Consider the following 20,154-nt stretch of genomic DNA (forward strand, 5'->3'; position numbering starts at 1 on the left):
CAGGGGATATTGGTATGAAGAAGATTCTCATTTCGCTGGCTGCGGTTTCCGCACTGCTCGTCGGCGCGGCCGCCTACGCCGAGGAAGCCGGTAAGGCAGGTGAGGCCTCGCACGCGGCCAACCCGACCCATTTCCCGATCCATGAACCGAAGGAAATGAAGTGGACCTTCGCAGGGCCGTTCGGTACCTACGACAAGGCACAGCTGCAACGTGGCCTCAAGGTCTACAAGGAAGTGTGCTCGGCCTGCCATTCGATGAAGCTGGTGGCTTTCCGCACGCTTTCGGACCTCGGTTATTCCGAGGCGCAGGTGAAGGCACTGGCCGCCAGCTACACCGTGCAGGATGGCCCGAACGACGCCGGCGAGATGTTCGAGCGTCCCGGTCTGCCGTCCGACCACTTCCCTTCGCCCTATCCGAACGACCAGGCCGCCGCGGCAGCCAATGGCGGTGCGGTTCCGCCGGACATGTCGCTGCTCGCCAAGGCGCGCGGTCTGACGCGCGGGTTCCCGCAGTTCGTCATCGACATCTTCACACAATATGCCGAAAGCGGGCCGGACTATATCCATGCGCTGCTCAACGGCTATGACGAGCAGCCGCCGGCGGGCATGAAGATACCGGAAGGCACCCACTACAATCCGTATTTCAATGCGGGTGTGTCGCTGAAGATGCCGAAGCCGATTTCGTCCGACCAGGTGACTTATGACGACGGTACGGCGCAGACAGTCGAGCAGTACTCGGAAGACGTCACCGCGTTCCTGATGTGGGCGGCCGAGCCGAAGTTGGAAGATCGCAAGAAGACCGGCTTCCGTGTCATCGTCTTCCTGCTGCTGTTTGCGGTGCTGATGTATCTGACCAAGCGCAAGGTCTGGTCGAACGTCGCGCACTAAGCGACGTCATACGCTGTTCAAAAAGGGTCGGCCTGTTCGTTCAGGCCGGCCCTTTTGTTTGCGAATTGCGTCACATGCCTGTCACCGCATGGGAAGAAGCTCCACCATCCCACTCGACAGGATGGTCCCCATGCGCAAAACGAGCTTCCTCGCCGGCTTTCTCCTTCTTGTCCTGACCACCACCGGTCAGGCTGAGGACGCCAAGCCTTTCATCACCAATGCCGATGTCGATCTGACCGCGATTCTGCCGCCGCCACCGGCCAACGATTCCGCCGCAACCAAGGCGGAGCTCGCCGAGGTCTTGACGCTGCAGCTCACGCGTACTCCCGAAATGGAAGCGCGGGCCAAGGCTGACGCCGAAGAAAATGTCTGGCGTTTTACCGATGTCATGGGGCCGAAGTTCACCAAGGAAGCGTTGCCGAAGCTCGATGCTTTCTTTGAACGGGTCGTGGCGACCGAAGGTGCCGTCGTCGATCCAGCCAAGGATGTCTGGAAACGCCCCCGTCCGCACATGCTGAGCGATCTGGTCAAGCCTATCGTCAAGCCGTCGACCTCGGGTTCCTGGCCATCAGGCCACACGACCCTTGGTACCATGATGGGGATCGTCCTTTCGGACATGGTTCCTGAGAAGCGTACCGAGATCATGGCACGGGCTTGGGAGTATGGTCACAATCGGGTCGTTGCCGGGATTCACTATCCTTCCGATATCGAGATGGGGCGGATCTCTGGCGCGGTGATTGCCTCCAACCTGCAGCACAATGCGGAATTCGAGACCGAATATGCTGCAGCCAAGGCCGAATTGCGGTCCGACCTGGGCATGTGAGACGGGCTGACATCGCTGCAGGAACGAGATGCAGGAGGGGGGCTGTGCTGCCCCCTTCGGCTTTTCTGGATAAGTCGCCTGCCTGATAGACACCTCCACATGCGCATGTTTACGTTGCGGCCGGGGGGCGTCGTTAGGGAGGAAAGCCGTGGCTGGTCCATCTCACTCGACTGCCGCTGATTCCGGCATGCGCGAGCGCGTCGTTCGAAAAGTTGCCTGGCGTTTGATGCCGTTTCTCGGCCTGCTTTATTTCATCAATTATCTTGATCGCACCAATATCGGCTTTGCCGCACCGCACGGCATGAACGATGCGCTGGGCTTCGACAAGGCTGCCTTCGGGCTTGCCTCAGGCATCTTCTTCATCGGCTATTTGCTGCTTGAAGTGCCCAGCAATCTTATCCTGCACAAGGTGGGCGCGCGGCGCTGGATCGCGCGAATCATGGTGAGCTGGGGCATCGTCGCCTCATTGATGGCCTTCGTGCCAAATGCGCTGTCCATGTATGGCCTACGTTTCCTGCTGGGCATCGCCGAAGCCGGCTTCTTTCCCGGCATCATTCTTTATCTGACGTTCTGGTTTCCCAAGCGGGAGCGCGCGCGAGCGGTCGCACTGTTCATGATTGCGATACCGGTGTCGTCGGTGATCGGCTCGCCGTTGTCTGCATGGCTGATCTCGGTCGGTCACGGACTGGTGTTCGGGCTCGATGGCTGGCGCTTCATGTTCCTGGTCGAAGGTCTGCCGGCCATCCTGATCGGCGTACTTTGCTGGTTCTATCTTACCGACAAGCCGCAGGACGCCGCCTGGCTGACGGCGGAAGAACGCAACTGGCTGCAGAATGAGATGGACACGGAGCATGCGCAGACGAGCCAGCGCTATCACTATCCGCTCAGAAAGGCGCTGACGCAGCCTCGTATCCTGGCGCTGGCCTTCGTCTATTTCGGTGTCGTCTACGGGCTCTATGCGGTCGGCTTCTTCCTGCCGACGATCATCGCCGGCTTCAAGCAGGCGTTCAACACCGAGTATTCGATCATCGAACAGGGCTTCATCGTCGCGATCCCTTATGCGTTTGGCGCGATCGCCATGTATCTGTGGGCACGCCACGGCGACAGCACCGGCGAGCGGGTGTGGCACGTGGCCATTCCGGCCATCGTTGGCGGCATAGCCATTCCGGTCGCGCTCTACATGCAGTCGCCTTTCACCACGATGATCGCGGTGACGATCTGCGCCATAGGCATCTGTTCGGCACTGCCGACCTTCTGGGCGCTTCCCACACGGTTCCTGACGGGAGCCGCAGCAGCCGGTGGCATCGCCCTCATCAATTCACTCGGCAACCTCGCCGGGTTCGTCGGTCCTTATGTGACCGGCTGGCTCACCGACCTGACGGGCAATCCGAAAGCGGGACTATGGGTGGTTGGTGCCTTCATGATCGCCGCCGGCATCGTTGCCATCCTGCTCAAGGCGGCGCCGGAACCGGACGATGAGCGGGTGGCCGAGACCGATACGTTGCCGGCGTAGACGCCTGCAGTCGTGCGCCGGAAGTCGCATCTGTGTCGGCTTCCGGCTTTTCTTTGCCTGCCGCAGCCGCTAGAGCGTTTCCGTTCTTCACGGAAACGCTCTACCTCTTTGTTTTTGCGCAATTCCGGACGGAAAACCGTTTCACACTTTTCCTGGAATTGCTCTAGAGCGTTTCCGTTTTCACGGAAGGCTGAAACGCTCCAATTTTTTACGCAGTTCCCGACGCAAAACCGCTACACACTTTTGCTGGAATTGCTCTATCGATGGGCGGAACAGGGAATGGATTCTTGATGTCATCGATCGAAGAGACGCTGCTTTCCGCCATCCGCACCATCCCCGACTATCCGAAACCAGGCGTCCTGTTTCGCGACATCACCACGCTGCTTGGCAATGCGCGCGCCTTTCGGCGGGCCATCGATGAGCTGGTTCATCCCTATGCCGGCCAGAAGGTAGAGAAGATCGCCGGCATCGAGGCACGCGGCTTCATCCTGGGCGGTGCCATCGCGCACCAGCTCTCGGCCGGCTTCGTGCCGATCCGCAAGAAGGGCAAGCTGCCCCACGAGACCGTGCGCGTCGCCTACAGCCTGGAATATGGGCTCGACGAGATGGAGATGCACAAGGACGGTGTTGCGCCAGGGGAGAAGGTGATCCTGGTCGACGATCTGATTGCCACGGGCGGCACCGCGGAAGCGGCGGTGAAGCTGCTGCGCCAGATCGGGGCCGACATTGTAGCGGCCTGCTTTGTTATCGATCTGCCGGATCTCGGCGGGCGCAAGAAGCTCGAAGCACTCGACGTGCCGGTGCGCACGCTGATCGCCTTCGACGGGCATTGAGAGGCCCACTTTCCGGCAGGCGCTGTCTTGCCCGGCAAAGGCGGATTTCACACCCCCTTGATTGCTCGAAACAGCGTGAAGGCAGCGACGGCGATCAGCAGGAGACCGGCGCCGCGGCCGATCCAAACGGTTGCCGCGTGATTTTCAGTCAGTGCATCGCGGCCGCGCAAGGCAGCGAGCGCCAGCCCGCCATAGACGGCCATCTGGACGGTGATGGTCATGGTGCCCATGATCAGCGCCTGCAGCCAGATCGGGCCGTAGATCGGTTTCATGAATTGCGGGTAGACAGCCAGCACGAACAACCAGGCCTTGGGGTTGAGCACGCAGGTAAGCACGCCCTGAGCAAGGATGGTACCGAGCGGACGGACCGCTGCTGCCTCGACCCTGTCGACAGAAATCGCGCTGCGGGACAGCGTGAAGCCGATCCACATCATGTAGAGCGAGCCGGCCACCATCATCGCTGGCGCCACCACCGGCAGCAACGTGGACAGGCCGGTCACGAAGATCGTGCCGAAGATGGTGTGGCAGATGCCGCCAATCATGATGCCGGCGGTTGCTGCAACACCTGCCTGCCGTCCCCCGGTGAGCGCATTGGCCAACACAAACAGCATGTCCATGCCGGGCACGACGATGATGCCGACCAACAGAACGAAGTAGAGCCACAAGGCGCTGGCATCCATCGGCCGTATCCCCCAAACCGGATCCGCCGTTATGGCGAACCTCGCTCCCTATCGAGGGCCGACCCAATAGCGCAGCGATCCTGACACCCTGCTGTCAGGATGCGATGGCAATGCTCGGGTTTTGTAAGGCTTATTCCGCCTTCGCCAGCACGGAGCTTTCGAACTCGATCACCTTGTCGCCGGTGGAATCGAAGGCCTCGCACAAGATGGTCAGCAACCGCCAGCCTGGTCGCGAGGCCAATGCGCGGTGAGCAAGGCCGGTGCGTGTGAAGGTGACCGTTTCGCCCGCGAATACCGGTTTCAGCCATTTGAGATTGCGGAAACCGGGCGAGGGGCCGTATTCCGGTTCCGGACCGGGGCCATCCCAGGCGATATCGGGCCGCTTCGGCGTCTTCAGATTGTATTTCATCCAGGTCGAGGCCGTGTGCCATCCTGAAGCGCACAAACCGCCGAGCAGGCTTTTCCTGGCGGCCTCTTCGTCGACATGGAAGACCTGCGGGTCGAACTTGCGGGCGAAGGCCTTGATCGCCTCCGGTTCGAACGTGTGAGAGCCAAGCGTTACAGTGACACCGATGCCGAAATACTCGTCGAGCGTCATGCTTCGCCTCCCGCGCGGGTCAGGAACATGCCGGTGTTTTCCAGTTCGAAAACCGCCTCGTTGCGCTGGTTGAACAGCTCCGCGCGCATGCTGACGAAACCGAGCCTTGGTTTCGACTTGGACAGGCGCTTGGCAAGCACCGTGGTGCGGCCGGTCAGCGTATCGCCGGCAAGCACCGGCTTCTTCCATTTGACCTGGTCGACGCCTGGCGCTCCCTGCGAAGTTGATTCCAGCAGGAAGGCGTCGCACAGCATGCGCATGAACATGCAGCAGGTGTGCCAACCGGAAGCGGAGAGGCCGCCAAGCAGGCTGGCCTTGCCAGCTTCCTCGTCGAGATGCATGGGCTGGAAGTCGAATTCGGACGCGAATTCGATGATCTCCGCTGCCGTCACCTTCTTGGTGCCGAGATCAAGGATGGCGCCTTCCTCGAAATCCTCATAGGCCCATTTCTTGGCGGTCATCACGCAACCTCGTTCAAACTTGTACGATTATTGTGACCGTGGCGGTGCTTTCCCGCAAGACCAGCACCCGTCCTGGTTCAGCGCTTTACCCATTTAAAGCCAACCGCGCCGGCGGAAGTAGAGATAGGGCAAGATCGCCGAGACGATCATGAGGCCGATTGCGAACGGATAGCCGACCGCCCATTTCAACTCCGGCATGAGTTCGAAATTCATGCCGTAGATGGAGGCCACCAGCGTCGGCGGCAGGAAGATGACGGCTGCGACCGAGAAGATCTTGATGATGGCGTTCTGCTCGATCGAGATCATGCCGAGCGTGGCATCGAGCAGGAAGCTGATCTTCTGCGACAGAAACGTAGCATGGTCGGCGAGCGACAGAACATCGCGCGCCAGCGTCTTGATGCGGGCACGGGTGTCCTTGCCCATCTTGGTCTGCGTGGCGGCATGGGTGAGGAAACCCGCCACCCGCTGCAGCGAGGTCAGGCTGTCGCGCACGCTGGACGCAAGATCCTCCTTGCGACCGATGCTCTTCAGCAGTTCCTGGAAGTCGCGGTCGCGGCGCGAGGCTTTGGTCGCCGTCGCTTCGAAGATGTCGCGCGAGATCGTCTCGATGTCGCGGCCGGCCTTCTCCAGGATGTCAGCGAGGCGGTCGACGATCGCCTCGAGCAAGCCGATCAGGATGGTGTCCGCGCTGGTGCAGCCGGTGGCCACCTTTTCGGCGCGCAGTGGAAAGGTCTTGAAGGCGCGCGGCTCATGATACCGAACCGTGATCAGTCGCTTCGCCGCCAGAACGAAGGTTACCGGCGACATTTCCGGCTTCTCGCCTTCAGTCTGGGAGGGCAGGTTGGCGGTCATGAAATATCCGCCGTCCTCGACATAGAGGCGGCTGGAAATCTCGATCTCCTCCATCTCCTCGCGCGTCGGCACGGCGATGGCGAACACCGCCTCGATGACAGCTTCTTCTTCCTTGGTGGGATTGAGCAGGTCGACCCAGACGATCGCGTCGCGGTTCTGCTCGAGGTCGTCGGCGAGGCGCAGGCGGTCATTGTCCACGACGAAGGCTTTGATCATCGCGTGGTCTCCATGCTGGAAACGATATGAGGCCCCAAGGGCACAGACTCATGGCGGCGCCGGGGGAGAAAACCAGCCAGCGCAAAGGCGCGATAGACCCGGGGCCGGGCGGCGTCAAGTTGCAAATGGAGAGAGGTCTGGGCGATGCCGCGAATGTGTTGCCGTCGCCCATGCAATGGGTTCAGAAAAACTCGTCGAGCAGCTGGTAGTACGAAAGTTTCGCCGGATCGGCGTCTGGTTTCCCATACAAGGCGAGAAAAGGCGCGATCCATTCCTCGCCGAGATCATCATGGATGTTCCTGCAGGCCAGTGCGAGGTCCTGACAGCGGTCGGCGACGCCAAGCCGGCCACAATCTATGAAACCGGAGAAGCGGCCGCTATCGACCATGAAATTCGGCAGGCAGGCATCGCCGTGGGTGACGACAAAATCCCCGCTTGCCGGGCGCAGGGCGATGAGGTCCGCGAATACATCCGGCGCGGAGCGGCCCAGACGTTCGCCGTCGAAGTCCTCTTCATCGACAAGCCCGGCGTCCATACGCGCCCTGGCGTCGGCAATGCGTCGATCGAGACTGTGGTCGAACGGGCAGAAGCGAACATCAAGCGCATGCAAGGTCCTCAGGGCATTGGCCATTACAGTGATGGTCTTTTCGGCGGGCAGGGGCCCGGCCGATTCCAGGTCTTTGCCCGGCATGGCGCTCATCAAAAGCCAGTTGCGGTCGGCGTGCATCTCAAATGCCAGAACCTTGGGGCAAGATATCCCCTGAGCCGCAAGCCAGCGCAGGCGCTCTGCTTCGGCCGGTACTTCGGCGAATTGACCGATCTCGTCGCACTTGAGGAACAGGTCTGGCTTACCTGCCGCCTGCAGCTTGAAGACACCGGCATCAGAGAGGCCGATGGTCTGTTGGCGCGCGCGGTAGTCACGGATGAGCTCCGGAAATGGCAATGACAAGGGGAGGGCGTTCATGTTCACGCTCTTGACCGGAGATGTTTCACGAGCCTGTCGAAGACGCGGCGAGTGCCAGCGTTGTCGCGACGTTTTTCTCGTGGACGGCTTCGTAGGGCTCGAAATAGTGAACCCAGCCCGCTTCCAGTTCCGGCGCGATGAACTCGCGCAGGCTCAACGAACGCAGGCGGGGAGCCTCGACGCAGCGCAAAAGGCCTTTGACATAGGCAGCCGTGGCATCGATCAACGTATCGGGATAGCCACCGGCGGCAATCACTTCGGGAGCGCCGTGATTGGGCAGTATCGCTGCGGGATGCAGCAAACGAAGTCGCTCCAGATCGACAAGATGCTGCGCGAAATGCTGCGGTTCGCCGACATAGGTGACGGTGTCTTCAAGCGTATCGCCGGCAAGAAGCAACCGCGTCTGCGGCAGCCACAGCACCGTCGCGTCATCGCTGTGTATGTTGAGTTCGATCAGCCTGACTTCGTGTCTGCCGATCGTAAGCGTCATCTCGCCGTCGAATAAGGTGGTCGGCAGCACCAGAGGTGAAATCGCCGGCGGGCCTTCGAGCGTCCCGGCCTCGATGTCACCCTTCTGTCGCTCGAGATGAGCTGCGGTGCGCCGATTGGCGATGACGGCGCAGTCGTCAAAAACGCCGGTGCCGGCAACATGATCGAGATGCCAGTGGCTGAGCACGACGGTGATTCTTTTCACCCCCTTGGCTTCAAGGGTGGAACGGATCAACGCTGCATGGTCGAGCGAGACATGCGTGTCGTAGACCAGCGCTTCGTCATCGCTGACCAGTGCATAGCTGGCGACGCCGAGCGAGAGCGCCCCGTCGTCCACCCAGTTCGGGTGGTCGGCAAATCGCTGGCCCTCGACGCGCCCATCGTAGAAAGCATACACGTCGGGGGCCGGCTGCAGGATGCGCATATGTCGGGTTACCGCCGAAATCATCGCTCACCTACTGCGTTGCCCCGCCGGGTTCATGTCACCCGGACGATCAGGTGTTGAATTTGAACAGCATGACGTCGCCGTCCTGCACGACATATTCCTTGCCTTCGTCGCGTGCCTTACCGGCTTCCTTCGCCGCCACTTCGCCGCCCAGCGATACGAAATCATCATAGGCGATGGTCTGCGAGCGGATGAAACCACGCTCAAAATCGGTGTGGATGACGCCGGCAGCGCCCGGTGCCTTGGTGCCGCGCTCGATTGTCCAGGCACGCGTCTCCTTGGGACCGGCGGTGAAATAGGTGATCAGGTGCAAAAGCTCGTAGCCGGCGCGGATCAGCCGGTCGAGACCCGGCTCGTGCAGCCCCATCGCTTCCAGGAATTCCTTCTGCTCGCCGTTGGGGAGCTGGGCGACCTCGGCCTCGATGGCGGCCGAGATGATGACGGTGGAGGCGCCCTGGGACGCCGCCATCGCTTCGACCGCCCTGGTGTGCTCGTTTCCGGTCGCAGCCTCTGCCTCGGCAACGTTGCAGACATAGAGAACCGGATGGGCGGTGAGCAGGTTGAGATCCTGCAGGATCTTCAGGTCCTCGGCAGCGATGCCCTTCAGCAGGACACGGCAGGGCTTGCCATCCTGCAGCAGCGCCAGCGCCTGTTCCATCACCGGCAGGACGGTCATCGATTCCTTGTCCTTGGCCTGCGCGCGCTTGCGCACATTGACGATGCGGCGCTCCAGGCTCTCCAGATCGGACAGCATCAGTTCGGTCTCGACCGTGTCGGCATCCGCCACCGGGTTGATGCGGCCTTCGACGTGCGTAATGTCGTCATCCTCGAAGCAGCGCAGCACATGCACGATGGCGTCGACCTCGCGGATGTTGGCGAGGAACTGGTTGCCGAGGCCCTCGCCCTTCGAGGCACCGCGCACCAGGCCGGCGATGTCGACGAAGGAGATGCGGGTCGGGATGATCTCTTTCGACTTGGCAATCTCCGCGATCTTCTTCAGGCGCGGATCCGGCACCGCCACTTCGCCGGTGTTCGGCTCGATCGTGCAGAAAGGATAGTTGGCCGCCTGGGCCGCCGCGGTGCGTGTCAGCGCGTTGAACAGCGTGGACTTGCCGACGTTGGGCAGCCCAACGATGCCGCATTTGAAACCCATGATGATGTGGTCCTATCGGGAGTGCGAATTTTGTTCAGGGCTATGGGCGAAACGGCCTTGGATCGTCAAGTCTTTCGGCATCGCAAGCGGCATTGCTACTGCCGTCAGTCGGGATTCTTTTCGTAGGCCTTGGTTCCCTCGGGCAGGGCGACCCACGAATGGCGCCGGCAGTCGTAGACGGAGTCCTCCGGCGGCGGGAAGTATGGATCGGCGAAACAGCCGATCGCCACGGCCACGTACAGGCCTTCGGCGCCCTTCTCTGTGTGGAACAGGCTGGTGCCGCAGACCGGGCAGAACCTGAACAGATAGTGCGAACCCCGGTCGCCGACGCGTAGATATTCCGTAGCGGTGCCAGTTGTCCTGTAGGGCGGGGCAAAGGCGGCAAGCGCGGCGAAGACGCTGCCGGTACGGCGCTGGCAAGCGAAGCAGTGGCAGATACCGGCGCCGAGCGGCGGATTGTTGACCTCGATGCTCAGCTGCCCGCAGGAACAAGTTGCGGTTCGGGTTTGCATGGCAGGCGCCTCGCGGTTGCCTAGGACAGTGCATGCCCTTCATCGCATGAAGCGCCGCCGATGTCTTGGCGGATGCTCAATCCTTGTTGCCGAGCAGCTTCTTCAGCATCGCCGCCATCGGTCCGTTTTCAGGGACCTTGACGGCGGGCTGCTGCGGCCTCGCCTGGCGGATGTGGCTTTGCGCCTTGGGCGGGGTCGCCTGTTTGGGCGCCTTGGCCGGAGGCGTGTCGTCCGGGCCGGTCGGCTGCAACTTGTCGCGCAGAGCCAGCGTCACCCGGTTCATGAAGGAGTTGTCGTCGCCTCTGGCGATCAGGTCGGCGCTATCGGCCATGCTATCCAGCAACACGTCCAGCCACTCCTGGTCGGCCTTGGAGAAGTCGCCCAGCACGTGACCGTGCACCATTTCCTTGGCGCCTGGATGACCGACGCCGATGCGCACGCGCCGGTAGTTGTTGCCTATATGCTGGTCGAGCGAGCGGATGCCGTTGTGGCCGGCGGAGCCGCCGCCGATCTTGACCCGTATCTTGCCGGCCGGCAGCTCGATCTCGTCGTAGAACACGGTCACTGCCGTAGCGTCGAGCTTATAGAAGCGCAGCGCCTCGCCGACAGCCTGGCCGGAAAGGTTCATGAAGGTCAGCGGCTTGATGAGCAGTATCTTTTCGCCGCCGATCCTGCCTTCGGCGATCTCGGCCTGGAATTTCTTCGACCAGGGCGAAAAGGAATGGCGGCGGGCGATAGCGTCCGCCGCCATGAAACCGACATTGTGCCGGTTGTTGGCATATTTCGCGCCGGGATTGCCGAGACCAGCAAACAAAAGCATGGTGACGGCCCTCCCGGGCTGCGAAAATTACTTCTCTTCGCCGGCTTCCGCAGCGGCCGGGGCAGCTTCCGCTTCCTCGGTCTCCGGCTTCATCGCGGCCGAGCCGGCGATGGTGGCGATGGTGAAGTCGCGGTCGGAAATGACCGGCTTAACGCCAGCCGGCAGCTTGACCGCCGAAATGTGGATCGAGTCGCCGATGTTGGCGCCAGCCAGATCGACCTCGATGAATTCCGGGATCGCGTTGGCCGGGCAGTGGAATTCCACCTCGTGGCGAACGATGTTGAGCACGCCGCCGCGCTTGATGCCGGGCGACTTCTCTTCATTGATGAAGTGAACCGGAACCTCGACGTTGACTTCGGTGTTCTTGCCGACCCGCAGGAAGTCGACATGCATCGGGAAGTCCTTGACCGGATCAAGCTGATAGTCCTTCGGCAGGACCTGGATCTTCTTGCCGTCGACGTCGATCGTGGCGACCGTGGTCAGGAAACCACCGCCATGGATCTTGTAGAAGACGTCCTTGTAGGACAGGGCGATAGCCAGAGGGGGCTGCTTGTCGCCATAGATAACTGCAGGCACTTTGCCTTCGCGGCGAACTGCACGGGCGGACCCCTTACCGACCTGTTCGCGCGACTCGGCCTTGAGCTCGTAAGTATCGTGGCTCATGGTATTTCCTTTCGCGTTGCTGGAGCATTCCCGGTCTCCGGCAAGCCGGGTTCCGAAAATGTCGAAAGCCGCGAAATCCGCGGCCCTCGTCCGCGTTGCCTCCAAGGGTGTCTACGCGGGTGGCGGCTCTATAGCGGAAGGCGGCCAAACGCGCAAGCTTGGCCGCCTTCGCTGGTTTGCTCCCGGCTTATGCCGCCTTGGCGGCCTTCTTCGCTTCCTTCATGTTGGGCAGGAAGATGGTGAGCAGCCCGAGCAGGGGCAGGTACGAACAGATCTGGTAGACGAAGTCGATGCCCTTGGCATCCGCCACCACGCCGAGGATGGCGGCGGCGATGCCGCCCATGCCGAAGGCGAAGCCGAAGAAGATGCCGGCGATCATGCCGACGCGGCCCGGCACCAGTTCCTGTGCGAACACGACAATGTTGGAGAAGGCCGACGACAGGATCAGGCCGATCAGGATGGTGAGGATCACCGTCCATTCCAGGTTGGCGTAGGGCAGGATCAGGGTGAATGGCAGCACGCCGACAATCGAGAACCAGATCATCGCCTTCTGGCCATACCGGTCACCGAACGGTCCGCCGAGCAGGATGCCGAGCGCGGACGAGCCGAGGAAGGCGAACAGCAGCACCTGTGACATCTGCACGGAAACGCCGAACTTCTCGATGGTGTAGAAGGTGTAGTAACTGGACAGGCTGGCAATGTAGGCGTTCTTGGAGAGCACCAGCACCGTCAGGATCACCAGCGACCAGGTAACCCGGCCACGCGAGAAGGGCGAGACATGCACCGCCGCCGGCCGGTTGCCGGTCGCCTTGCGGTAGCGGATGTACCAGTTGCCGACCTGCCAGAGCACGATGATGCCGATCAGCGAGCCGATGGCAAACCAGGAGATGCTGGTCTGGCCGAACGGCACGACGATGAAGGCCGCGGCAAGCGGGCCCATTGCCTGACCGAAATTGCCGCCCACCTGGAACAGCGACTGGGCAAGTCCATGCTTGCCGCCGGACGCCAGCCTGGCGATGCGCGAGGATTCAGGATGGAAGATCGATGAGCCGATGCCGATCAGCGAAGCGCCGAGCAAAAGCAGCCAATAATGGCCGGCATAGGCGAGGACGATCAGGCCGAGCAGCGAGGAGGCCATGCCCCAGGGCAGGGAGAACGGCATCGGTCGCTTGTCGGTGATGATGCCGACCACCGGCTGCAATAGCGAGGCGGTGACCTGGAAGGTAAAGGTCAGAAGGCCGATCTGCCAGAAATCGAGGCTGTAGTTGTCCTTGAGGAGCGGATAGATGGCCGAAAGCAGCGACTGCATAATGTCGTTGATGAAGTGGCCGAAGCTTACCGCCAGGATGACGGTGAAAGCTGTGGTGGTCGCCGCGGTCGTCGCGCGACCGGCTGTCGCTGCGGTATCGGTCAAGATCATGCTCCTTGCTACGGCGCGCTGATATTCGAGCGAGGCCGGCCTGCGAATGGCTGCTTTCCGCGCTTCCGGTGCTCGCGTGCTCAAACGCGTGCTGCCGCGTCGCGGCCGTGAAAGCCAACCATCTCCGGCGCGTCCTGGCTTGAATCGAGCCGCACCCTTGTCGCTGACGGCAATTTGCCGCCGCGGAGGCGCTTATAATCCTGTTGCTGCGCTGCTTCTTTCGTGGTTTGGTCCATTTATTACGCAAGTGGGCCAAACCATGCCGACGAGTGTCTCCTATCTGGAAATGCCGGTCACCGATCTGCATCGCCGCCACCGCGAGCGGCTGGAATGGCTGGACCACGCCAGGGACCTTGTGATCGCGCTGCCGTCGGAATATCCGGACGGCTACACCGTCCCTGACCATCGTCACAACCGCAGCCAGCTTCTGCATGCCCTGACTGGAGTGGTTCTGGTGAAGACGCATTTCGGCCGCTGGATGGTTCCGCCCGACCATGCCATGTGGATCCCGGCCGGGATCAAGCATGCGGTGGAGATGCAAGGCAACGTCTCGATGCGCTCGGTCTATGTCGCGCCCGACTCGGTTGCCGGCCTGCCGACGAACCTGCGCGTCGTCGGCGTCAGCGACCTGATGCGCAGCCTGATCATCGAGGCGGTTACGCTGCCGACCGACGAGCCGCCGAGCGAGCGCGCCGCTCTTCTGATGGCACTGCTTCTGCATGAGATACCAGCCATGGAGGAGCGGCCGCTCGGTCTGCCGTTCCCGCATGATCCACGCATCGCGGCATTGTGTCGGCGCTTTGTCGCCGAGCCGTCGCCGCACGCCATCATCGACGACTGGGCCGAGACCGTCGGCATGAGCCGACGCACCTTCACCCGCGTGTTCCACCGCGAGACGGGATTGTCGCTGTCGACCTGGCGCCAGCAGGCGCTGCTGCTCGCTGCCTTGCCGCGCCTCACCGACGGCGAGCCGGTGACACGCGTTGCGCTCGATCTCGGTTATGACAGCGTGCCGGCCTTCACCACCATGTTCAAGCGCATGCTGGGCATCTCGCCGCGCGGGTATCTGAGAGGTGCGCGCGAGGCTGGGTAAGGCGAGCAGTCATCATCAGACGTCCCGCTTGCGGTGCGCCATAGGCTGCAATGTTCTGGGTCCTATCCATCGGCGAAAGGGGAGGATACGAAGATCAGGCAACCATCTTCGTATTTTCGCTCAAAATGTCCGCTTCCCTCCTCGCCGGCACTTCGAACCAGGCTCTGTTCGCCATCGTCGCGATCGCGTTGATCGCGGGACTGGCGCGTGGCTTTTCCGGCTTCGGTGCGGCGCTCATCTTCGTGCCGCTGGCGAGTTCCGTGGTTGGTCCCAAGGTTGCGGCGCCGCTGTTGCTGGTGGTGGACGGCGTGATGGCCGCCGGTTTTGTGCCAGGAGCATGGCGGCTGGCCGACAAGACCAATGTCCTGGTCATGGCGCTTGGAGCGGTGGTCGGCGTACCGCTCGGCACCTATGCGCTGGCAAACCTCGACCCGCTGACGATCCGCTGGTCGATCATCGTCGTCGTCGTTGCGCTTCTGCTGCTTCTGATGTCGGGCTGGCGCTATCACGGTCGCCCCAAGGCCTATCTCACCATCGCGGTTGGGGCGATATCAGGCATTTTCTCCGGCGCGGCGCAGGTTGGCGGGCCGCCAGTGGTGGCCTATTGGCTGGGCGGCGGCTTTGCCAGCAACACGGTCCGGGCCAATATCATCTTCTATTTCGCCGTTTCCTCGGCGATCACCGCCGTCAGCTATCTCTGGGGTGGCCTGATCACCGCACCGATCGTTGCATTGGCTGTCGTCGCGGCACCTGCTTATGGACTTGGGCTGTGGCTCGGCGCGCATATGTTCGGCATTGCCAGCGAGCAGACGTTCCGCAGGCTGTGTTTCGGCCTGATCGCGCTTTCGGCGCTGATCAGTTTGCCGTTGCTGGACGGGCTGTTGCGATAAGCAGAGCGTCTGAAAGCTAGTCGAACAGGCTCGATACAGACTCTTCCGTGGCAGTGCGCGAGATGGCTTCGCCCATCAGGTCGCCGATCGAGATGACGCGGACATTGTGTGCGTCGATGACGGCCTGGGTCGGCTGGATCGAGTCGGTGATGACCAGTTCCTGCAGCTTCGAGCCGGTGATGCGGGCCACAGCGCCGCCCGAAAGCACGCCGTGGGTGATATATGCCGTGACGCTGGTGGCGCCGTTGGCGAGCAGGGCATCGGCTGCATTGCACAGCGTGCCGCCGGAATCGACGATATCGTCGATCAGCAGGCAGTCCTTGCCGCGCACGTCGCCGATGACGTTCATCACTTCCGATTCACCCGGCCGTTCGCGGCGCTTGTCGACGATGGCGAGCTGGGCATCGATGCGCTTGGCAAGTGCACGGGCGCGTACGACGCCGCCGACGTCCGGCGAAACGACCATGACATTGCCGAGCTGCTTGTATTTTGCCTTCACGTCGCGCGCCATCACCGGCACCGCGAAGAGGTTGTCGGTCGGGATGTCGAAGAAACCCTGGATCTGGCCGGCATGCAGGTCGAGCGTGAGCACTCGATCAGCCCCGGCGCGGGCGATCATGTTGGCGACCAGCTTGGCTGAGATCGGCGTGCGGCCGGAGGCACGACGATCCTGCCGGGCATAGCCGAAATAGGGGATGACCGCCGTGATGCGCCTTGCCGACGAGCGCATGAAGGCGTCGATCATGATGAGCAGTTCCATCAGATGATCGTTGGTCGGATAGGAAGTCGACTGCAGGATGAAGACATCCTCGCCGCGCACATTTTCCTGGATCTCGACGAAGATCTCCTGGTCGGCGAAGCGCCGGACACTAGCCTTGCCCAACGGGATGTTGAGATAGCGGGCGACCGCTTCGGCCAGCACCCTGTTGGAATTGCCCGCGAAGAGTTTCATGCACCGTACCTGGTGGTGGAGTTTAAGGGGGCTTTTAACCAGCCGTGCTGGTATTGCAAGCACCGTATTGACGAATCCGCAGCTGAATCCCAACAAAGGTTTAACCCAAGGGAAGGGTTGTCAGCGCGCTAGCCGGCTAGATTCCCGGAGCAATAGCAGCAAATGTGCGTAGTGGTTTGCGCCTGGACTTGCTTCAACAAAAAATCAGAGCGTTTCCGCGTTTCCAAGAAAAACGGAAACGCTCCAGGATCAGCCGGCGGGGCGGCCAGCCAGCCAGTTGGTCAATTGGGCGATGGTCTGGTCGGCAATCGCCTGCATGGTGGCTGGCGGCACGGCCGCCCAGCCTTCTGCGCCGCCGACGGTCGGTGCTTTCTGTTGACCGTTGATGCGATGCAGACGGGTGCCCGCCGGGTCATAGACGTCCCAGACGTAGATGACGGTGGTGTCCTTGCCCTCGGAAATGGTTGAAAAATAGCCCTTCAGCACGTGGGTGGCACCCTGGCCGGTGCTGCCGGCGAGCGTGATGCCGCTTTCCTTGGCGCGTGCGGCGAGGCGCTGGGTGAGGGGCGTGGCCGCTTCCACCGAGGCTCCGACGATCGGGGCAATCTGCAGCCGGGCCTTGCCGAGGATGGCGGCGGCCTGTGCCGGCGTTGGTGCAGGCGTGGTCACTCCGGCAGCGGCGGGCACTGCCGTCCCGGCGATCGGGTTCGCGGGCGTGCCAGCTTGTGCGGAGGCCGCTGCGGTGGGTGAGCCCGGTGCAGGTTGCGTCGTCGCTTGCGCGGTGGGGGCAGGCTGCAGGGCGTCACTGGCCCTGTTGCAGGCCGACAGCGCCACGGCAACAAGCAATGGCGCGATGGTCAGGCATGATCGCCTCATCGACTGACGAACTCCTCGGCGACGAACAAATGCCCTTCCCGGCACCGATTCAGCGCACGATCAAGTCGAGATCATGGCGCGAGAGCGGCTTCGGCTGCGATTCGGTGGTGAGATAGGTGCGTCCGAGCGTCATCGCGGTCTCCGTTTCGGAATCCATGATGATCATGTGCGCGAACAACGTCATGTTGGGAGCGATCGGCTCGGGATTGCCCTGGTAGAACATCGGCATGTCCATCCAGGACGGGGTAAAGCGGGCGCCAACCGAATAACCGCAGGCATTGAGCCTGTGACGGGTCAGCCCGTGCGTTTCCAGGGTGCGGGCATGGGCGTCGAAGACATCGCCGAAGCTGCTGCCGGGCGTCATCGCCTTTTCGACCGCCAGCAGGGCGGCGCGGGAGGCATCGAACAGTTCCTGGTGGCGCTTGGAGACCTTGCCGGTAAGGACCGTGCGCATCATCGGCGCATGATAGTGATGGAAGACGCCGGCCCATTCCAGTGTGAGCTGGTCGTTCTTGGTGAGCTTGCGGCGGCCCGCCTTGTAGCGGCACAGAAGTGCGTCGGCGCCTGAGCCGATGATGAATTCGTTGGCGGGATAGTCGCCGCCACCAGCAAAGACAGCGCCTTGCATGGCAGCCAGGACCTGGGCCTCGTCGCCGCCTTGCTTGATCAGCGGCAAGGCCGCGTCCAGGGCGTCGTCGCTCAATGCGGCAGCCTTTTCGGCCTTGGCGATCTCGGCCGGACTCTTGAACAGGCGCAGACGGCCGACGATGCCGGAAGCATCCGCGATCTGGCCGAAGGTCTGCAATTGCTCATCCAGCCGACGACCGTTGTAGGCGGTGAGGCCGTGGGTATCGTATTCGACGCCGATGCGTGCGCCGAGCAGGTCGAGATCGTTCAAAAGATTGCGCAGGTCGATTGCCGGATTGGCGTCGGCCCGATCCATCCAGACCACGATGTTGTCGATGGTCGAGGTATGACGGGCCTGCCGCAGGTCGGCTGAGCGGGTCAGCAGCACCATCGAGCCGTCGGCCTTTACCACCAGGCACTGGAAGAAGCAGAAGCCGAACGTGTCGTATCCGGTCAGCCAGTACATGCTTTCCTGTGCGAACAGCAGGATGGCGTCGAGCTTCTTCTCGGCCATCTCAATCATCAGCCGGTCGCGGCGGGCGTCGAATTCGGAGCGTTCGAAATGCAGTGCCATCAGCCATTGTCCTCCAGCACGATCGCCGACAACTGGCGCCCGTAATCCGCCTCGTTGCGGTGGACGGTGCGGCGATAGGAAAAGAAAAGGTCTTCTTCCGCATAAGTGCAGCGGTCGAGTGCATCGGCGATAACGCCAGCCTGTCTCAACCGGTCTGTCGTATAGCGGTTGAGGTCGAACATCGCGTGGCCGGCCTTGCCCGACGGCACGAAATAACGCTCGTTGCCGGCATCTGCCTCGACGAAGCGGGCAACGAACTCCGGCCCAACCTCATAATTGCGCGGGCTGATCGAAGGGCCGAGCACGGCGACGATGTTTTCGCGCCTGGCGCCCAGGCCCTCCATGGCAGCGATGGTATTTTCGAGAACACCGGTGAAGGCGCCTTTCCAGCCGGCATGGGCGGCGCCGACGACGCGGGCGCTGGAATCGGCGAACAGCACCGGTCCGCAATCCGCGGTCGTCGCGGCAATGGCGATGCCGGGCCGGTCGGTAACGATGGCGTCAACCTTGGGCCGCTCTCCGTCGAAGGGCGCGCGCGCAACGACGACGTCGGGCGAGTGGATCTGGTGGGCGCTCAGGAGATGCGTGGCGGATACGCCCATCCAGTCGGCGACACGGCGACGATTCTCGCGCACCAGTTCGGGGTCGTCCTGCGAGCCCGCGCCGATGTTGAGACCGCGATAGATACCGCTGGAGACACCGCCGACGCGGGTGAAATAGCCATGGCGGATGCCTTGCGCCGCCGCCTTTTCGAGCATCGGAGAGCGGATCGGCTCCGGCTTCGTTTCGTTCAACATGTCTGTCTTGTCTTCGTCAGGTCTGGATTCGTCTGGGCGCCGCGCCGACGGTTCGGAGCGCGGACAGTGGGACAGGGCGGGGCCTGAAGTCAATCGGGATTGGAGGCATGCTTGGCTGACAGGTCAGCGCAATGCGGCTGCCCAGTGCGCGAAATGGTCGATCATGAAGGGAACCCGTGCTGCGTCATCCACAGCCTCCGCCAATTCCCACAGACGATGCGCACCGGTCAGCACCTCGACACGCTTTCGCTCGAGTTGGCAACCCGAAAGCGCTTCGTAGCTGGAGATGATGCGTTCGGTCAGGTCGGTGGAAATGAAGTTCGAATAGATGAAGTCCCGGTGCAGCGGTCCGAAGCCGGAATCGGCGAAATCATAGACACCGCTCAGGCGGTTGTTCTCGTGATCGAAAGCCATGTTCCAGCCGTGGCCGTCGAAGAAGCCATAGGTCTCGCCGTAGGGATCCGGCGGTAGATCGGCCCAGGATGCGATGATCCGCTCGGCCTGCGTTTTCAATTCACCCGACAGAAATGGCAGCGCCTTGTAGCGGACTTCGTCGGGTTGCGACCAGGTTTCGACCGGGCCGGCGCCGGCCGCACGCATCATATCCATGTCGAGGCCGTGCAGGTCGACGTAGAAACGCGCCAGACGCTGCGCCAGGTCCGCGCGCGCTTCGTCGGGCAGGCGGGCATAGTGAGGTGTCTCCAGGTAGCTGCCTTTCAACTTCTGATGGCACGAGAAGGTCCGGGGCGCATCGACCAGCCGGATGTCGGGAACCGGCATGGTGACGGCAGGGCGGATCACGTCGAGAAGGCTGATTTCCCTGATCAGCGACTTTTCCGCGATCTCGTTGCGCGGGAATTTGAAGATCAACCGGTCGTCGACATCGACCGCGATTGAATCCCAGCCCTGGGTGAGCAGGCTGAAGCGCGATGCGGTCAGGTCTGGGAAACGCGCAAGGATGATCGCCTTCAATGCGTCGAGTTCGGTTTCCTGCATCGTCTGCATCTTGCCCATGC

The 20,154-nt window shown here is 62.1% G+C and carries 22 protein-coding genes; 6 read left to right on the top strand and 16 right to left on the bottom strand.

Translation table 11 applies throughout. The features are described 5' to 3' along the window. Positions 1-14: 14 nt before the first annotated feature. The 4 genes from ACFWYE_RS08140 to ACFWYE_RS08155 all read left to right on the top strand — a co-directional run bounded on the left by ACFWYE_RS08140 (position 15) and on the right by ACFWYE_RS08155 (position 4,056). Complete coding sequence (locus tag ACFWYE_RS08140) at positions 15-887, top strand: cytochrome c1 (protein WP_379067661.1); 873 nt, start codon at positions 15-17, stop codon at positions 885-887. A gap of 130 nt (positions 888-1,017) precedes the next feature. Beyond that, on the top strand, positions 1,018-1,710 hold the full coding sequence (locus ACFWYE_RS08145; RefSeq protein ID WP_379067663.1) for a phosphatase PAP2 family protein: 693 nt from the start codon (positions 1,018-1,020) through the stop codon (positions 1,708-1,710). A 148-nt stretch (positions 1,711-1,858) separates the two neighbouring features. After that, entirely contained in the window at positions 1,859-3,223 is a 1,365-nt protein-coding gene (locus ACFWYE_RS08150; protein ID WP_379110683.1) for an MFS transporter, read from the top strand. Between the two features lie 290 nt (positions 3,224-3,513). Continuing rightward, positions 3,514-4,056, top strand: a complete 543-nt coding sequence (locus tag ACFWYE_RS08155) for an adenine phosphoribosyltransferase (protein ID WP_379067667.1) — start codon at positions 3,514-3,516, stop codon at positions 4,054-4,056. 47 nt (positions 4,057-4,103) lie between these two features. Here ACFWYE_RS08155 and ACFWYE_RS08160 read toward each other — a convergent pair whose 3' ends face one another. The 11 genes from ACFWYE_RS08160 to ACFWYE_RS08210 all read right to left on the bottom strand — a co-directional run bounded on the left by ACFWYE_RS08160 (position 4,104) and on the right by ACFWYE_RS08210 (position 13,329). Continuing rightward, positions 4,104-4,736, bottom strand: a complete 633-nt coding sequence (locus ACFWYE_RS08160; protein ID WP_379110684.1) for a LysE family translocator — start codon at positions 4,734-4,736, stop codon at positions 4,104-4,106. Positions 4,737-4,866: 130 nt separating this feature from the next. Further along, positions 4,867-5,334 carry a MaoC family dehydratase gene (locus tag ACFWYE_RS08165; protein ID WP_379110686.1) on the bottom strand — a complete coding sequence of 156 codons (468 nt, stop codon included), beginning with the start codon at positions 5,332-5,334 and terminating at the stop codon, positions 4,867-4,869. Continuing rightward, positions 5,331-5,795 (bottom strand): MaoC family dehydratase, encoded by a 465-nt coding sequence (locus tag ACFWYE_RS08170; RefSeq protein WP_379110687.1) that lies wholly within the window; start codon positions 5,793-5,795, stop codon positions 5,331-5,333. Before ACFWYE_RS08170 ends, ACFWYE_RS08165 begins: the two co-directional genes overlap by 4 nt. 93 nt (positions 5,796-5,888) lie before the next feature. Next, the gene (gene corA / locus ACFWYE_RS08175) at positions 5,889-6,863 is read right to left on the bottom strand and encodes a magnesium/cobalt transporter CorA (protein WP_379067671.1); all 975 of its coding nucleotides are present in this window, start codon (positions 6,861-6,863) and stop codon (positions 5,889-5,891) included. A 181-nt stretch (positions 6,864-7,044) separates the two neighbouring features. Next, positions 7,045-7,827 carry an APH(3')-II family aminoglycoside O-phosphotransferase gene (locus ACFWYE_RS08180; protein WP_379111384.1) on the bottom strand — a complete coding sequence of 261 codons (783 nt, stop codon included), beginning with the start codon at positions 7,825-7,827 and terminating at the stop codon, positions 7,045-7,047. 25 nt (positions 7,828-7,852) lie between these two features. Next, positions 7,853-8,764 carry an MBL fold metallo-hydrolase gene (locus ACFWYE_RS08185; protein WP_379110689.1) on the bottom strand — a complete coding sequence of 304 codons (912 nt, stop codon included), beginning with the start codon at positions 8,762-8,764 and terminating at the stop codon, positions 7,853-7,855. A gap of 46 nt (positions 8,765-8,810) precedes the next feature. Next, a complete protein-coding gene (gene ychF / locus ACFWYE_RS08190; RefSeq protein WP_379110691.1) occupies positions 8,811-9,914 on the bottom strand; it encodes a redox-regulated ATPase YchF in 1,104 nt (367 codons plus the stop codon). Positions 9,915-10,018: 104 nt separating this feature from the next. Further along, positions 10,019-10,426: a GFA family protein gene (locus tag ACFWYE_RS08195; protein ID WP_379110692.1), complete on the bottom strand. Its 408-nt coding sequence runs from the start codon at positions 10,424-10,426 to the stop codon at positions 10,019-10,021. A gap of 76 nt (positions 10,427-10,502) precedes the next feature. After that, on the bottom strand, positions 10,503-11,246 hold the full coding sequence (gene pth, locus ACFWYE_RS08200; protein ID WP_379067681.1) for an aminoacyl-tRNA hydrolase: 744 nt from the start codon (positions 11,244-11,246) through the stop codon (positions 10,503-10,505). 27 nt (positions 11,247-11,273) lie between these two features. After that, on the bottom strand, positions 11,274-11,909 hold the full coding sequence (locus ACFWYE_RS08205) for a 50S ribosomal protein L25/general stress protein Ctc (protein WP_379067683.1): 636 nt from the start codon (positions 11,907-11,909) through the stop codon (positions 11,274-11,276). Positions 11,910-12,096: 187 nt separating this feature from the next. Continuing rightward, positions 12,097-13,329: an MFS transporter gene (locus ACFWYE_RS08210; protein ID WP_379110693.1), complete on the bottom strand. Its 1,233-nt coding sequence runs from the start codon at positions 13,327-13,329 to the stop codon at positions 12,097-12,099. Positions 13,330-13,588: 259 nt separating this feature from the next. On the opposite strand from ACFWYE_RS08210, the gene ACFWYE_RS08215 reads away from it, so the two are divergent. Together ACFWYE_RS08215 and ACFWYE_RS08220 are read left to right on the top strand one after the other, a co-directional pair. Continuing rightward, a complete protein-coding gene (locus ACFWYE_RS08215; RefSeq protein ID WP_379067685.1) occupies positions 13,589-14,422 on the top strand; it encodes an AraC family transcriptional regulator in 834 nt (277 codons plus the stop codon). A gap of 125 nt (positions 14,423-14,547) precedes the next feature. Beyond that, positions 14,548-15,312, top strand: coding sequence for a sulfite exporter TauE/SafE family protein (locus ACFWYE_RS08220; protein WP_379110695.1), 765 nt, complete (start codon positions 14,548-14,550; stop codon positions 15,310-15,312). Between the two features lie 16 nt (positions 15,313-15,328). Here ACFWYE_RS08220 and ACFWYE_RS08225 read toward each other — a convergent pair whose 3' ends face one another. The 5 genes from ACFWYE_RS08225 to ACFWYE_RS08245 form a co-directional block, all read right to left on the bottom strand. Further along, a complete protein-coding gene (locus ACFWYE_RS08225) occupies positions 15,329-16,264 on the bottom strand; it encodes a ribose-phosphate pyrophosphokinase (RefSeq protein WP_129413832.1) in 936 nt (311 codons plus the stop codon). A gap of 249 nt (positions 16,265-16,513) precedes the next feature. Continuing rightward, positions 16,514-17,140 carry a hypothetical protein gene (locus ACFWYE_RS08230; RefSeq protein ID WP_379110696.1) on the bottom strand — a complete coding sequence of 209 codons (627 nt, stop codon included), beginning with the start codon at positions 17,138-17,140 and terminating at the stop codon, positions 16,514-16,516. A gap of 49 nt (positions 17,141-17,189) precedes the next feature. Continuing rightward, complete coding sequence (locus ACFWYE_RS08235) at positions 17,190-18,341, bottom strand: M24 family metallopeptidase (RefSeq protein WP_379067691.1); 1,152 nt, start codon at positions 18,339-18,341, stop codon at positions 17,190-17,192. After that, positions 18,341-19,138 carry a peptidoglycan editing factor PgeF gene (gene pgeF, locus ACFWYE_RS08240; protein ID WP_379067693.1) on the bottom strand — a complete coding sequence of 266 codons (798 nt, stop codon included), beginning with the start codon at positions 19,136-19,138 and terminating at the stop codon, positions 18,341-18,343. Before pgeF ends, ACFWYE_RS08235 begins: the two co-directional genes overlap by 1 nt. Before the next feature lie 123 nt (positions 19,139-19,261). Further along, on the bottom strand, positions 19,262-20,152 hold the full coding sequence (locus ACFWYE_RS08245) for a phosphotransferase family protein (protein WP_379110697.1): 891 nt from the start codon (positions 20,150-20,152) through the stop codon (positions 19,262-19,264). Between the last annotated feature and the right edge of the window lie 2 nt (positions 20,153-20,154).

The organism is Mesorhizobium sp. NPDC059025 (genome assembly GCF_042739655.1).
Classification (GTDB): Bacteria; Pseudomonadota; Alphaproteobacteria; order Rhizobiales; family Rhizobiaceae; genus Mesorhizobium.

What these genes read in the sequence shown, in the direction of transcription:
- ACFWYE_RS08140 (WP_379067661.1), top strand. Translation starts at nt 15, where the DNA reads ATGAAGAAGATTCTCATTTCGCTGGCTGCGGTTTCCGCACTGCTCGTC.
- ACFWYE_RS08145 (WP_379067663.1), top strand. Translation starts at nt 1,018, where the DNA reads ATGCGCAAAACGAGCTTCCTCGCCGGCTTTCTCCTTCTTGTCCTGACC.
- ACFWYE_RS08155 (WP_379067667.1), top strand. Translation starts at nt 3,514, where the DNA reads ATGTCATCGATCGAAGAGACGCTGCTTTCCGCCATCCGCACCATCCCC.
- ACFWYE_RS08160 (WP_379110684.1), bottom strand. Translation starts at nt 4,736, where the DNA reads ATGGATGCCAGCGCCTTGTGGCTCTACTTCGTTCTGTTGGTCGGCATC.
- ACFWYE_RS08165 (WP_379110686.1), bottom strand. Translation starts at nt 5,334, where the DNA reads ATGACGCTCGACGAGTATTTCGGCATCGGTGTCACTGTAACGCTTGGC.
- ACFWYE_RS08170 (WP_379110687.1), bottom strand. Translation starts at nt 5,795, where the DNA reads ATGACCGCCAAGAAATGGGCCTATGAGGATTTCGAGGAAGGCGCCATC.
- corA (WP_379067671.1), bottom strand. Translation starts at nt 6,863, where the DNA reads ATGATCAAAGCCTTCGTCGTGGACAATGACCGCCTGCGCCTCGCCGAC.
- ACFWYE_RS08180 (WP_379111384.1), bottom strand. Translation starts at nt 7,827, where the DNA reads ATGAACGCCCTCCCCTTGTCATTGCCATTTCCGGAGCTCATCCGTGAC.
- ACFWYE_RS08185 (WP_379110689.1), bottom strand. Translation starts at nt 8,764, where the DNA reads ATGATTTCGGCGGTAACCCGACATATGCGCATCCTGCAGCCGGCCCCC.
- ychF (WP_379110691.1), bottom strand. Translation starts at nt 9,914, where the DNA reads ATGGGTTTCAAATGCGGCATCGTTGGGCTGCCCAACGTCGGCAAGTCC.
- ACFWYE_RS08195 (WP_379110692.1), bottom strand. Translation starts at nt 10,426, where the DNA reads ATGCAAACCCGAACCGCAACTTGTTCCTGCGGGCAGCTGAGCATCGAG.
- pth (WP_379067681.1), bottom strand. Translation starts at nt 11,246, where the DNA reads ATGCTTTTGTTTGCTGGTCTCGGCAATCCCGGCGCGAAATATGCCAAC.
- ACFWYE_RS08205 (WP_379067683.1), bottom strand. Translation starts at nt 11,909, where the DNA reads ATGAGCCACGATACTTACGAGCTCAAGGCCGAGTCGCGCGAACAGGTC.
- ACFWYE_RS08210 (WP_379110693.1), bottom strand. Translation starts at nt 13,329, where the DNA reads ATGATCTTGACCGATACCGCAGCGACAGCCGGTCGCGCGACGACCGCG.
- ACFWYE_RS08215 (WP_379067685.1), top strand. Translation starts at nt 13,589, where the DNA reads ATGCCGACGAGTGTCTCCTATCTGGAAATGCCGGTCACCGATCTGCAT.
- ACFWYE_RS08220 (WP_379110695.1), top strand. Translation starts at nt 14,548, where the DNA reads ATGTCCGCTTCCCTCCTCGCCGGCACTTCGAACCAGGCTCTGTTCGCC.
- ACFWYE_RS08225 (WP_129413832.1), bottom strand. Translation starts at nt 16,264, where the DNA reads ATGAAACTCTTCGCGGGCAATTCCAACAGGGTGCTGGCCGAAGCGGTC.
- ACFWYE_RS08230 (WP_379110696.1), bottom strand. Translation starts at nt 17,140, where the DNA reads ATGAGGCGATCATGCCTGACCATCGCGCCATTGCTTGTTGCCGTGGCG.
- ACFWYE_RS08235 (WP_379067691.1), bottom strand. Translation starts at nt 18,341, where the DNA reads ATGGCACTGCATTTCGAACGCTCCGAATTCGACGCCCGCCGCGACCGG.
- pgeF (WP_379067693.1), bottom strand. Translation starts at nt 19,138, where the DNA reads ATGTTGAACGAAACGAAGCCGGAGCCGATCCGCTCTCCGATGCTCGAA.
- ACFWYE_RS08245 (WP_379110697.1), bottom strand. Translation starts at nt 20,152, where the DNA reads ATGGGCAAGATGCAGACGATGCAGGAAACCGAACTCGACGCATTGAAG.